Source organism: Caulobacter sp. UNC358MFTsu5.1 (genome assembly GCF_000712075.1).
Classification (GTDB): Bacteria; Pseudomonadota; Alphaproteobacteria; order Caulobacterales; family Caulobacteraceae; genus Caulobacter.
The window spans coordinates 168,719-181,964 of the sequence record NZ_JONW01000008.1; the positions used below are offsets into that span (position 1 = coordinate 168,719).

General features: G+C 68.7%; 6 protein-coding genes. 3 read left to right on the forward strand and 3 right to left on the reverse strand.

Annotation, left to right across the window (positions count from 1 at the left end; genetic code table 11):
* Window positions 1–7: 7 nt before the first annotated feature.
* Complete coding sequence (locus BR39_RS0115845; RefSeq protein WP_051695771.1) at window positions 8–2,008, reverse strand: ferritin-like domain-containing protein; 2,001 nt, start codon at window positions 2,006–2,008, stop codon at window positions 8–10.
* Window positions 2,009–2,145: 137 nt separating this feature from the next.
* Window positions 2,146–10,749 (reverse strand): M10 family metallopeptidase C-terminal domain-containing protein, encoded by an 8,604-nt coding sequence (locus BR39_RS0115850; protein WP_051695774.1) that lies wholly within the window; start codon window positions 10,747–10,749, stop codon window positions 2,146–2,148.
* A 433-nt stretch (window positions 10,750–11,182) separates the two neighbouring features.
* Between BR39_RS0115850 and BR39_RS0115855 the strand changes: the two genes are divergently transcribed.
* From BR39_RS0115855 to BR39_RS0115865, 3 genes are read left to right on the forward strand one after another with little or no spacing between them, the layout of a single operon-like run.
* Complete coding sequence (locus BR39_RS0115855; RefSeq protein ID WP_029913886.1) at window positions 11,183–11,722, forward strand: phage tail protein; 540 nt, start codon at window positions 11,183–11,185, stop codon at window positions 11,720–11,722.
* 37 nt (window positions 11,723–11,759) lie between these two features.
* Complete coding sequence (locus BR39_RS0115860) at window positions 11,760–12,314, forward strand: phage tail protein (protein ID WP_029913888.1); 555 nt, start codon at window positions 11,760–11,762, stop codon at window positions 12,312–12,314.
* 33 nt (window positions 12,315–12,347) lie between these two features.
* On the forward strand, window positions 12,348–12,893 hold the full coding sequence (locus BR39_RS0115865; protein WP_029913897.1) for a phage tail protein: 546 nt from the start codon (window positions 12,348–12,350) through the stop codon (window positions 12,891–12,893).
* Between the two features lie 25 nt (window positions 12,894–12,918).
* Here the strand turns inward: BR39_RS0115865 and BR39_RS0115870 are convergent, their stop codons facing one another.
* Window positions 12,919–13,224 (reverse strand): hypothetical protein, encoded by a 306-nt coding sequence (locus tag BR39_RS0115870; protein WP_029913899.1) that lies wholly within the window; start codon window positions 13,222–13,224, stop codon window positions 12,919–12,921.
* Window positions 13,225–13,246: the final 22 nt, after the last annotated feature.

Consider the following 13,246-nt stretch of genomic DNA (forward strand, 5'->3'; position numbering starts at 1 on the left):
GACGCCATCACGTCGACGGCGGGAAGACGAGGCGCAGGTTGTCCGGGTCCGGAGGATCAGCCGGAACCGTCTTGCCCCGGTGCGCCATCACCGCCTGATAGGCGCGATAGGCCACGTCGTGCACCTTCTCGCCGCGCTCGTAGAGCATCGGGTCGCCGAACGCCACGGACATCCAGCCGTCCTTGCCCGAGCTGTCCTGGACGAAGTCGTACAGCTGCATCTGGCCGGTGTTGGGGAACACCTGCGAGGCCGAGATCGGCACGGCGCAGCCGCCGAAGCCGCTGCATCGGTTGTCGCTGGGGACCGAGTACAACTTCTGCGTCGGCGCGCCGCAGCCGCCGGCCCCGCCGGGTCCTGCGCAGCTGCCGCCGCTGCCGACCACGCCGCCGCGCGTCACCACCGCCGAGCCGCAGTTGCCGCCGCCGCTGATCGGCTGGACGAAGCCGCAGCCGCCCTGGGCGTGGCAGTTGTTGGAGCCCCGGCAGGTGTGGAAGATCTCGACGGCGGCGCAGGTGTTGTCGCCGGTCCCGTCCAGGTCCAGGGCCTGGCACGAGTGGTACAGCTTATTCGGCGTGGCCCGGTCCAGGCCGATCGACAGGTCGGGGGTCTGGCCCAGCACGGCCCAGGCGATCGACATGCGGTCGCCCGAACCGGCCATGGACGGGAACGGGAACAGCACCGGCCCGGTGGACGGCGGGGTCCAGTAGTCGTTGAGCACGGTGGTCACGCCGGCGATCGCGCCGATCACCGCCTGGCTGAGCAGCTTGTGGCTTTCGGCCCGGGCGTCGGGCGCGTTCAGGGCGTTCAGCGCCGCCGCCAGTTCGTCGGGCGTGGGCAGCTTCAGCGGGTTGGTCGGATCGTAGTCCGACCCCTGCAGTTCCTGGGCGGTCCAGGTCTTGTGGGTCTCCAGCCACTGCGGCCAGGTGACGACCTGGGGCAGCAGGTCCGCGACCTTCTTGAAGCGCTCGTAGTGGTCCATCGGATCGTTGTCGGACCGCGCCACGGCGTCGGCCGAGGGGATCTGCTTCCCGGCGTCGTCATAGCTGGGATAGTCGGCGCGCAGGGCGGTGTTCGACGGCTGGTACTTGGGCTTGACTGCCTGCAGCAGCTGGGGCCGGCGCTTGATCTCGCTGCCCTCGCCCTGGTCGGTGATGGCGTCCATCATCGAGACCATCTGCTCGAAGGCGATGGACTTGTCGGTGGTGGCGATCGTGGTCTCGAAGCCCATGAACTCGCGCATGGGGTGGCCGGGCGACGAGAAGCTGTTGAACAGGTCGTTCTGCACGGCCGTGGCCGTGAACATGGCGTCCCACAGGGTGCTGCCGTCGGTGTATTCCAGGCTGAGATAGTCGTAGTAGCACTGGTACATCCAGCCGATGGTGCCGAAGCGCGGCAGCGGGTCGCCCGGCTTCCAGTCGGCGAACGGCGCCTCGGGGAAGTAGTCCTTCTCCTTGCCGTACTTGATGTTGGCGCGGGCGTCGGCCTCGGGCTGCTCGATGGCGATGAACAGCCGCAGCAGCACGTCGGACAGCGGCCCGACGTTCACCGGCACGTCCTCGTGGTGGATCGTGTCCTTCAGGTCGATGATGTTGGGGATGACGCTGTTGGAGGGGCCGTAGCAGGTCCAGCCGTGGCGGTCGTCCTGCAGGGCCGTGTCGGTGAAGTTGGGGCTGACGCCCAGCACCGTAGCCATGTTGGCGGCCATCTGCAGATGCAGCATCTCCTGGATGAACACCGAGAACACCAGGTTGAAGGCCTGCTCGTTGGCGGTGACCGGATTGGCCGAGGTCTTGGATCCGGGCCACAGACGGCCCTGGTAGAAGTCGTTCCCCTGCCCCGTGATCGCGTGCATGCCCTGGATCGAATAGAGGCTGGTCATGTACAGCGGGATCGTGAACAGCTCGACGTCGACCGCCGCCTGGGCGATCGCCCGCAGCGCCATCTTGTCGATCTTCTTGAGCGCGGGGTCGCGCGGCGCCTGGGCGCTGGCGCTGAGGGTGCGGGTCACGGCGTCCTCCGATCCTTGTCCGGCGGGCGCCCGTCGAGGGGCGGCCGGCGCGACCGGGCCGACTCTCCCCGATCGATCGGCATCTTAGGTTGCGCAATGCCCAGATCAACACTCAAGATTGATCTAGGCGTCGCTCGCTACAGCAGGATGTCGGCCGAGGTCAGGGTTCCGGTGACCTTCAGGGCGATCACGAAGTCGGCCACCCCGTCGCCGTTCACGTCGCCCGAGACGTGGTAGTAGCCCGAGGCGTCCGGGGCGGCGATGACCAGCTGGCCCGCCACGTTGGAGAAGCTGGTCACCACCGTGAAGGCGTCGTTGGCGCCGGTGCCCGAATTGGCGTCGATGCCGGTCAGGCTCAGCTTGTCGCCCTCGGCCTGGCTGAAGTCGAAGATCAGGTCCTGGGCGAAGGGCGCGCTGTCCGTCGGGGCGTTGTAGACGAAGGTGTCCGCCCCCGCCCCGCCCAGCATGAAGTCGGCGCCGCCGCCCCCGATCAGGGTGTCGTTCCCGTCCATGCCGTAGAGGATGTCGTTGCCCGCGCCCGCCACCAGGGTGTCGGCGATGTTGCTGCTCGTGCCGTCGCCGACCATGGTGAAGGCCTGGGTGGCCCCGCCGCTGGCGATCACGTCGGTGGCCTTCAGCGTCGTGCCCGACACCGTGATCACCGACTGGAAGTTCCCGCCGGAATCCGGGGCCGAATAGATGAAGGTCGTCCCACCGAAGTGGGCGATGGTCACCTTGCCGCCGTCGATCGCCGAGATGTCGATCTTGTCCTGGTCGGGGGTGAAGTCGATGACGCTGTCGTAGGCGCTGAAGTTCGAGTTCGACACCGAGGTGTAGAGGAAGGTGTCGTGGGCGTCGCCGCCGTACATCAGGTCGGCCCCGTCGCCGCCGTTCAGGGTGGAGTCGGTGGTGCCGCCCACCAGGACGTCGTCCGAGGCGCCGCCGGTCAGGCTGTCGCTGCTGCGGCCGCTGGCGCCGCCGGCGCCGTCGTCGCCGTACATCGAGAACTTGACGCCGGCGGTGACGAGCAGGTCCGAGGTCCGGATGTCGCCGAAGACCTGGACGACGCTCGCATTCCCGGGGGCGCCGAAATAGATGAAGGTGCTGGCGCCGAAGCGGGCCAGGATCACCACGCCGTCGTCGGCCGCCCTGAGGTCCAGCTTGTCCTGGCCGGTCTGGAAGTCGGTGATGACGTCCCAGTGCAGGATGGGCGAGTCGCCGTCGTCATAGACGAAGGTGTCGGCTCCGGCCCCACCGCTGATCGTGTCGCCGCCGCCGTTGCCGCGGATCATATCGGCGCCGTCCCCGCCGTTGATGATGTCGGCGCCCGAGCCGCCCGTCAGGACGTCGGCGTTGCCGCTTCCGTTGAGGGTGAAGCCGAGATTGGACACGCCTGTGACGATGTCCGAAATTTCGAGACCCAGACCGAGAGAGCCGATCAAGCCATCCGGCACACCGTCGCCGTTCTGGTCGATCACCAGGATTTTGTTGGCCCCGTCGATATTCAGGGTCAGCTTGGTCGAGGGAGTCATCAGCGGCGTCAGGCGCAGCGTGTCCACGCCATGGGTGAAGTCGGTGATGGTGTCGACGGCGGTCGTCGTGCTGTCGCCGATGGCTTCATAGGCGAAGACGTCCGCGCCGCCGCCGCCGGTCAGGATGTCGGCGCCGCCCTTGCCCGTCAGGGTGTGGGCCGCGCCGCCGCTGATCAGGATGTTGGCGTTGGCGTCGCCGGTGTCCGAGCCCGTGACGGTGATCGTCAGCTGGGCCGTTGCCGAGGCGCCGGACGGGTCCTTGATCGTGTAGTCGAACTTGTCGGTCGCGACCTGGCCGACGGCCAGGCCCTCGTGGTCGGCCACGTAGCTGTACGTGCCGTCCGGATTGATCGTCAGCGTGCCGTAGGCGCCGCTGACCACCGTGCCCCCGGCCGCGACGGTCTGGTCCACGTGGGTGGCGTTGTAGGCGACGTTGGTCACCGTCAGCGCCGTGAGGGCGTTGTCGATGTCGCCGTCATTGGTGCGCACCGAGCCCGTCGCCGTCAGGCGCTGGGTCACGGCGTTGGAGTCGTTGGCGGCGGTGGGCGCGTCGTTGACATTGGCCACGGCCGCCGTGGCGCCGCTGAGCACGGACTCGGCCGTGCCGTGACCGTCGGTATACGTGACCCGCACCCGGACCGTGGCGCCGACGTCGGCGTCGCCCAGGGCGTAGGTGGCCTGGTCGGCCGCGCCGATCGAGACGAAGCCCGAACCGGTGTTGCGCTGCCACTGGTAGTGCAGCGTCCCCAGGCCGTCGATGTCGGCCAGGGCCGAGGTGTCGGCCGTCAGGACACTGTCCTCGGCCACCGTGCCGGTGATCGTCACCGCGCCGGTCGGGGCGTCGTTGACGTTGGCCACGGCCGCGGTGGCGGCGCTGGTCTCGCTCTCGAACACGCCCTGCAGGTCGGTGTAGCTGACCACCACCCGGATCGTCGCGCCCACGTCGGTGTCGCCCAGGGTGTAGGTGGCCTGGTCGGCCGCGCCGATGCTGACGAAGCCCGAACCGGTGTTGCGCTGCCAGTCGTAGTGCAGCGTCCCCAGGCCGGCGGGGTCGGACAGGGTCGAGGTGTCGGCCGTCAGGACCTGGTCCTCGGTCACCGTGCCGGTGACGGTCACCGTGCCGGTGTGCGGCCCGTTGGCCGGCAGCACGCTGGCGGTGGCGGCGCTGGTCTCGTCCTCGAACGTGCCATGGCCGTCGGTGTAGCTGACCACCACCCGGATGGTCGCGCCCAGATCGCCGGCCATCAGGGTGTAGGTCGCCTGATCGGCCGCGCCGAGGCTGGTGAAGCCCGAACCCGTGTCGCTCTGCCAGTCGTAGTGCAGCGTCCCCAGGCCGTCGACGTCGGCCAGGGTGGAGTTGGCCGTCAGGGTCTGGCCGACGTTCGCCGCGCCGGTCACCGAGACCCCGCCGGTGTGCGGGTCGTTGACGTTGGCGATCGCCGCCGTGGCGGCGCTGGTCGCGCTGTTGTTGAAGCCCTGGCCGTCGGTGTAGCTGACCACCACGCGGACCGTGCCGCCCACGTCGGCGTCGCCCAGGGTGTAGGTCGCCTGGTCGGCCGCGCCGGTGCTGACGAAGCCCGAGCCGGTGTTGCGCTGCCAGTCGTAGTGCAGCGTGCCCAGCCCATCGACGTCCGCCAGGGTCGAGACCGCCGTCAGGACCAGGTCCTCGGTCGCCGTGCCGGTGATCGACACGCCGCCCGTCGGGGCGTCGTTGACGCCGGCGACGGCCGCCGTGGCCGAGCTGGTGACGCTGTTGGAGAAGCCCTGGCCGTCGGTATAGCTGACCACCACCCGGATCGTGCCGCCCACGTCGGCGTCGCCGAGGGTGTAAGTCGCCTGGTCGGTCGCGCCGATCGTGACGAAGCCCGAGCCGGTGTCGCGCTGCCAGTCGTAGTGCAGCGTGCCCAGGCCGTCGACGTCGGCCAGGGTGGAGGTGTTGGCCGTCAGGACCTGGTTCTCGGTCGCCGTGCCGGTGATCGCGGCGCCGCCCGTCGGGGCGTCGTTGACGCCGGCGATCGCGGCGGTCGCCGCGCTGGTCGCCGACTCCGAGAAGCCCTGGCCGTCGGTGTAGCTGATCACCACCCGCACCAGGCCGCCCACGTCGGCGTCGCCCAGGGTGTAGGTGGCCTGGTCGGCCGCGCCGGTGTTGACGAAGCCCGAGCCGACATCGCGTTGCCAGGTGTAGTGCAGCGTGCCCAGCCCATCGACGTCGGCCAGGGTCGAGACCGCCGTCAGCACCTGGTTCTCGGTCGCCGTGCCGGTGATCGACACGCCGCCGGTCGGGGCGTCGTTGACGTTGGCGATCGCGGCGGTCGCCGCGCTGGTCGCCGACTCCGAGAAGCCCTGGCCGTCGGTGTAGCTGATCACCACCCGCACCAGGCCGCCCACGTCGGCGTCGCCCAGGGTGTAGGTGGCCTGGTCGGCCGCGCCGGTGTTGACGAAGCCCGAGCCGACATCGCGTTGCCAGGTGTAGTGCAGCGTGCCCAGCCCATCGACGTCGGCCAGGGTCGAGACCGCCGTCAGCACCTGGTTCTCGGTCGCCGTGCCGGTGACCGACGCGCCGCCGGTCGGCGCGTCGTTGACCCCGGCGATCGCCGCGGTCGCCGAGCTGGTCACCGACTCCGACAAGCCCCCGCCGTCGGTGTAGCTGATCACCACCCGCACCAGGCCGCCCACGTCGGCGTCGCCCAGGGCGTAAGTGGCCTGATCGGCCGCGCCGGTGTTGACGAAGCCCGAGCCGACGTCGCGCTGCCAGGTGTAGTGCAGCGTGCCCAGGCCATCGACGTCGGCCAGGGTCGAGACCGCCGTCAGCACCTGGTCCTCGGTCGCCGTGCCGGTGATCGAGGCGCCGCCGGTGTGCGGGTCGTTGACCCCGGCGATCGAAGCCGTGGCCGAGCTGGTGACGCTGTTGGAGAAGCCCTGGCCGTCGGTGTAGCTGACCACCACCCGGATCGTGGCGCCCACGTCGGCGTCGTCTAGGGTGTAGGTCGCCTGGTCGGCCGCGCCGGCCGTGACGAAGCCCGAACCCGTGTTGCGCTGCCAGTCATAGTGCAGCGTGCCCAGGCCGTCGGAGTCGGCCAGGGTCGAGGTGTCGGCCGTCAGGACCTGGTTCTCGGTCGTCGTGCCGGTGATCGACGCGCCGCCGGTCGGGGCGTCGTTGGTCGCCGTCACCGCCGCCGTGGCCGTGCTGGTCGCCGATTCCACCGTGCCGCCGGCGTCGGTGTAGTAGATCACCACGCGGACCACGCCGCCGATGTCGCCGTCGCCCAGGGTGTAGGTCGACTGGTCGGCGCCGACATTGACGTAGCCGCCGCCGACGTCGTGCTGCCACTGGTAGTGCAGCGTGCCCAGGCCGTCCGGATCGGCCAGGGTCGAGACCGCGGTCAGCACCTGGTCCTCGGCCGCCGTGCCGGTGATGCTGGCGCCGCCGGTATGGACGTCGTTGGTCGCGGTGATGTTGACCGTCACCGAGCCGCTGTCCGAAAGCGCGCCGCCGGTTCCCTGGCCGCCGCCGTCGTTGAGCGTGTAGTTCAGCGACACCGAGCTGGGCGGCGCGTCGCTGGTGTTGGTGTAGGTGATGTGCTGGATGATGTCGTTGACCAGCGCCGTGGTCGCCGTCGCGCCCGAGCTGGTGAAGCTGATCGTCAGCACGCCGCCCACGACCGTGAAGGTGGCGACGGTCAGGCCGCCGACCTGGATGTTGGCGCCGCTGACGGTGAACAGGGCGCCGCTGGTGTTGAAGCCGAAGGTGTCGGCGGCGTTGGGCGTGCCGCGCTGCACCGTGAAGCTGGCGCCGGCATAGTCGCCCGAAGCGCCGTTCAGGGCGTCGAGTTCGACGTCGGACACGACCAGCGTCCCCAGTAGAGCGGCCGCCGTCTGTTCGGTGGCGCCCACCGTCGTCGCCGTGGCCGGGACCACCGGCGCATCGTTCACGGCCGTGATGCTGGTCGACAGGGCGACGGTGTCGTCGCTGATGCGGGTCTGGCCGCCGTTGCTGGTGACGTTGAGCGTCGCGCCCGTGGTGAGCGCTCCGCCCGAATTGTCGATCAGATAGGCTTCCAGGGTGGGCGGCGCGCCGTTGTAGTCGGCCGCCGGCAGGAAGCGCAGCGAGGCGCCGGCCGCCAGGACCAGGGCGTTGGTCTCGCTGGGCGAGCCGATCGTCACCCACGACGTGCCGTTGTGGTACTGCCAGACGCCCTCGGCGCCCGAGGCGTTGTTCACCGAGATCGCGACGCCGGCGAAGCTGTCGCCGTCGGGATCGCTGAAGTGCGAGCTGAACAGGCTGGAGACCGTGGCGCCCGCCGGATTGGCGGTGTCCTCGGCGACGGCGGCCAGGGTGGCCGAGCCGCTGGCGACCGGCGCGTCGTTGGTCGCCGTGACCACGACGTTCAGCGTCATCGCCGTGCTGTACGGCGTGAAGCCGCCCACGGTGGTCAGGTCAGCCGTCTGGCCGGTGGTGACCGCGCCGCCCGAGTCCTCGATCATCGAGACGGTCAGGGACGGCGCCGTGCCGTTGTAGTCGGCCGCCGGCACGAACCGCACCAGGGTGCTGGCGTTGATGTAGAAGGCGTTGGAGGTCGAGACCGCCGGCAGGTCCTGCCAGGTCGAGCCGTCGAAATACTGGTAGACGCCCTGGGCCGCGGTGGCGGCGTTGGCGGTGACCGCCACGCCCGCGAAGGCGTTGGCTGACGAGCCGCCCGAGACGGTGTCCTTGGCGTCGTTGAAGTGGCTGGAGAACAGCGACGAGATCGACTGGCCGGCGCCGGGCGCGGCGTCCTCGGCGATCGAGCTCAGGCTGACGGTCGTGCCGTTGATGACGACCGGGGCGTCGTTGGTCTCCGTGACGGTATGGCTGAGCACCACCGTGCCGGTGCTGAAGACCGTCGTGCCGCCGTTGGTGGTGGTGTTGACGACCGTGCCGTTGGTGATGGCGCCGTTGGAGGCGTCGACCAACCGCACCGTCAGGGTCGGGGCCGGGCCGTTGAAGTCGGTCACCGGGGCGAAACGGATGGCCGTCGAGGCCGCCAGCTCGACCGCCGCGGCGGTCGAGGCCGAGCCGATGTTCACCCAGGTCGAGCCGTTCCAGTACTGCCACTGGCCGGTGCCGCCGCTGGAGCCGTTGGAGATCACGGCGATGCCGGCCATGGCGTCGCCGTCGCCGTCGGCGTACTGGCCGCCGAACAGGCTGGAGACCGTGTTGCTCAGGGTCGTGGGGCTGACGTCTTCGTTGGTGGCCGACACGCTCTCGGTGCCGTCGCCCGAGACGGTGGGCGCGTCGTTCACGCCGATGATGGTGATCGTGTAGTTGTCGGTGTCGCTCAGCGTGCCGCCCGTGCCGGTGGAGCCGCCGTCGCTGGTGACCACGGTCAGGGTGTCGGTGCCGCTGACGTTGGTGTTGCCGTGGAACAGCAGGCCGTTGGCGGCCGCCAGGGTGGTGTTGATCGCGTTGATCGTGCCGGTGACGGTCACCGTGCCGGTGCCGTTGCCGCTGATGTTGCCGGCGGTCAGGCCGCTGGAGACGTTGGTCCGCAGGGTCAGGATGCCCTTGGTCACGCTCAGGGTGACCGTGACGGTGGCCGAGGCCGGGTTGGCGTCGGCGTCGCTGATCGACAGGCCGGTGACGGCGATGTCGGCGTTTTCGTTGCCCGTGGCGCTGGAGACCGTGCCGTTGACGGGCGCGTCGTTGACCGCGGTGATGTTGATCGTCGTCGTGCCGCTGTTCACCGATCCGGCCAGCACGCCCGGCGTGCCGTCGGTGATCGTCCAGGTGAGGGTGCGGCTGGTGTTCGAGCCGTAGTTCGTCGGGTTGTCGCCCGTGGCCCAATAGACCAGCCCCGCCAGGGCGGTCTGGTAGTGGGCGATGGTGTCGTAGCCGGACAGGGTCAGGGTCTCGGTCGCCGCGTTCCAGCTGACCGTGATGCTGGTGCCGGCGATCGTGCCGGTGATCTGCTTGGCCGCGCCGTAGCCCAGATGGTCGTCGGCCGTGCTGTTCTCGTTCGAGCTGAACGTGCCGCCGGTGATCTGGATCGTGGCGCCCGTCAGGTAGCCGCCGTCGTTGTCGGTGATCGTCGGGGAGCCGCTCAGCAGGGTGGTCGCCGAGGCCGCCTGCTCGGTCGCGGCCGTGCCCGCGCCGGTGACGGTCAGGGCCGCCAGGTCGGCGAAGACCATCCCCTCGGTCGTGGCCCCGACCGTCGTGGTGCCGGGGTCGATCGTGCGGATCAGGGTGGCCGTGGTGCCGGCGCCGTCCAGCTGGAAGACGTAGATGACGTCGTCGGTGTCGGAGCCGCTGTTCTCGACCTCCTCGCTCTCGAGGTAGATCTGGCGCGTCGACTGATCGAACGTCATGTCGCCGCCGTAGTAGTGGCTGCCGCCCGGCATGCCGACCAGCGTCACCTTGACGGCCGTGCCGCTGGTGGCGCTGCCGCTGATGTACCAGAGGGCGTTGTCGTTGGCGTCGTAGTTGCCGCTGGGCGACGGATTCTGCGAGTGGGTCGTGAAATAGACGAGGTCGGTGGTCTCATCGACCTCGACGTCGACGAAGACGCCGTCGGCGAAGGTGGTGTTGTTGAACTGGGCGTCGGAGACCAGCGGGGTCGCGACGTTCGGGTTCGAGAGGTCCAGGCGGAAGAGGCCGGTCGCCAGGCCGCCGATCGTCTCGGTGTAGTACAGCCGGCCGCCGGCCACGATCGTGGTGTCGATCGCGAAGTCCCGCGGATCCAGGACGAAGAAGCCGCCCTCGTTGGCCCGGTTGTCGCTGACCGCCGTGGTCAGGAAGCCGAGGTCGGTGAGGGTGCCCGCCGCGTCGTAGCTGTAGACCCGGATGCCGGTGATGTTGCCGTTCGGCGTCGCCGCGCCGTCCTGGTAGCCGACATAGATCCTGCGGTTGACCGCATCGACCTCGATCGTTTCGACGATGATCGTGTCGGGGAAGTCGACCACCGTGGTGGGGGCCGCGGCGCTGTTGATCGAGCCCCGAACCAGCAGGGCGTGGTCGTCGATGCTGTTGCTGAGGATGGCGAAATAGAAGCCCGCCGCGGTGTCGATGCCGAGGCCGGACGTGAACGAGCTGGAGAAGGCGTCGTCGCCCGTGCCCGCCCCGCCGTTGCTGACGACGGTGGTGCTGCCGGTGCCGTCGTCGTTGATCCGGACGAGCTTCGTGTCGGCGTCGCCGCCTTCGGTGATGTACCACAACTGGCCGGAGAACGGCATGGATCAGTCCTTTGCCTCAGGCAAGACCACGCGCCGTCGCGCATGTGCGACGGCATCGGAGCACACGCTCCGCGGGAAATGGGTGGAAGAAGGGGCTAGGGGCGCTGGGCGACCGCGCACGGCGCGGAGGCGGAAAAGCGCGCACGAAAGCGCATATCTTACGCAACCCACTCCCCCCTCGCTCTAGTCAAGCCATGAACGCAACCTTAACGACGAGACGATGTGCGCACAAGTAGACACACGCTGATCGGCGAACTCCGTTCTCCTAACTATTGTGCAGCTCAGGATAGTGGGATACGAGAGGGACAATCGCGGGGGTAGGGGCGCCTGTCTTAATCTTGGTTAAGAGCGGAGACGACTTAAGGTTTAGTCCTGGTCGATCCGGCGCCACAAGCTTGGGCAGTTAAGACTTTCTGGGAGCGAGGGAACGACCATGACCGAGCCTTATCTTGGTGAGATCCGCATGTTCGGGGGCAACTTCGCCCCTGTGGGCTGGGTCATGTGCGACGGCCAGATCATGTCGATCGCCGAGAACGACGCGCTGTACCAACTTCTAGGGACAACGTACGGCGGCGACGGCATCAACACGTTCGGCATCCCCGACCTGCGCGGCCGCACGCCCACCCATTGGGGGACCAAGAACGGCCAGACCTACGTCATGGGCCAGAAGCAGGGCGTGGAGTCGGTCACCCTGACCTCCGGCCAGCTGCCGGCCCACACCCACCCGTTCTTCGCCGCCTCGACGGCGGGCGCGGTGTCGACGCCGACCACCGCGACCATGATCTCGGACCAGGGACCGAGCGGGACCGGCATCTTCGGCTACGCGCCCTACAACGCCGGCAACGAGCAGATCGCCCTGACGGCCGCCTCGACCACGCCGGCCGGCGGCAACCAGCCGCACGACAACATGCAACCCTATCTGGGCATCAATTTCATTCTCGCGATCGCCGGAATCTTCCCGTCGCAGAACTGACCCATTCCGCTAGAAGATCCTTTGGAGACTCAAAGAGATGAGTGATCAATATCTCGCGGAAATCCGCATCTTCAGCTTTCCGTTCGCGCCCTTCGGCTGGGCCCAGTGCAACGGCCAGATCCTGCCGATCTCGCAGAACACCGCGCTGTTCTCGCTGCTGGGCACCACCTACGGCGGCAACGGCACCAGCAACTTCGCCCTGCCTAACCTGATGGGCAACATCCCGATCCACATCGGCCGCAACCAGCCCGGGCCCGGCCTGCAGGTCTACGACCTGGGGCAGGTGGGCGGTTCGCAGACCGTGACGCTGCTGACCACCGAAATGGCGGCGCACAGCCACTCGCCGGTCGTGACCACCGCGGTCGGCACCGTCACGACCTCGGCCAACAACCAGCCCGCCAAGGCCTTCACGGGCAACTTCTCGAAGAACACCCAGGGCCTGCTCTACAGCACCGTCGCCACGCCGGCCACGCAGCTGCCGCCCCAGACCATCACGGCGGCGGGCGGCGGCCAGCCGCACAACAACATGATGCCGACGGTGTTCCTGAACTACTGCATCGCCCTGCGGGGCGCCTTCCCCGCCCGTAACTGATCCCGATCGCGACAAATACGAGGAGCAAGTCTGATGACTCAGCAGTATATGGGCGAAATCCGGATCATGGGCTTCAACTTCCCGCCCAAGAACTGGGCCCTGTGCAACGGGCAGGTCCTGTCGATCGCCCAGAACCAGGCGCTGTTTTCGCTCTTGGGCACCACTTACGGCGGCAACGGGGTCACCACCTTCCAGCTGCCCGACCTGCGGACCTACGCCCCGGGCGGCGTGAGCTCGACCTATCCGTTGGGCGCGATCACGGGCGAGTACAACCACACCCTGCTCCAGACCGAGATCCCGCAGCACGTGCACTTCCTGAAGGTGGACGCCACCGCGGCCGGCTCGACCAACCTCAGCACGGCGGCGGCGGGCAACAGCTTCGGCCAGACCGGCAGCAGCAGCAACGAGGGCACGGCCCCGGCGTACAACATGTACAGCACCGTGGTGACGCCCACCGCGCCCCTGGCGCCCCAGGCGCTGGGCAATGCGGGCGGCAGCCAGCCGCACGAGAACCGTCAGCCGTTCCTGACGCTGAACATCTGCATCGCCCTGGCGGGGATTTATCCTTCGCGGAACTAGGCTGCCGGGATTGCGTGGCGTGGCGTCAGTTGAACACCGCCTGATAGTCCTGCCGCCCCCGCTCCGGGGTGTGGATCGGGATCAGGTACAGGTCGTAGGCGGTCCCGTCCTCGACCGACATCGTGTGCATCCCCTCGGCGAGCACATCGCCGGGGGGACCGCTGAAGACCAGCACGAAGGGCTGGAAATCCGGCCTTCCGTGGCCCGGCTCGGGCTGGAACAGCTCGATCTCCCTCAACGACAGGACATGACGCCCGCCTTCGATCCGGAAGGACGCGCCCTTGTGCGGAGCGAAGGCATCAGCGGTCGGGACGACGAATTCGGCGGCCATGGCGTTCCCCGGATCAGAATCG

Coding starts and splice junctions, on each gene's coding strand:
- BR39_RS0115850 (WP_051695774.1), bottom strand. CDS start 10,749: ATGCCGTTCTCCGGCCAGTTGTGGTACATCACCGAAGGCGGCGACGCC.
- BR39_RS0115855 (WP_029913886.1), top strand. CDS start 11,183: ATGACCGAGCCTTATCTTGGTGAGATCCGCATGTTCGGGGGCAACTTC.
- BR39_RS0115860 (WP_029913888.1), top strand. CDS start 11,760: ATGAGTGATCAATATCTCGCGGAAATCCGCATCTTCAGCTTTCCGTTC.
- BR39_RS0115865 (WP_029913897.1), top strand. CDS start 12,348: ATGACTCAGCAGTATATGGGCGAAATCCGGATCATGGGCTTCAACTTC.
- BR39_RS0115870 (WP_029913899.1), bottom strand. CDS start 13,224: ATGGCCGCCGAATTCGTCGTCCCGACCGCTGATGCCTTCGCTCCGCAC.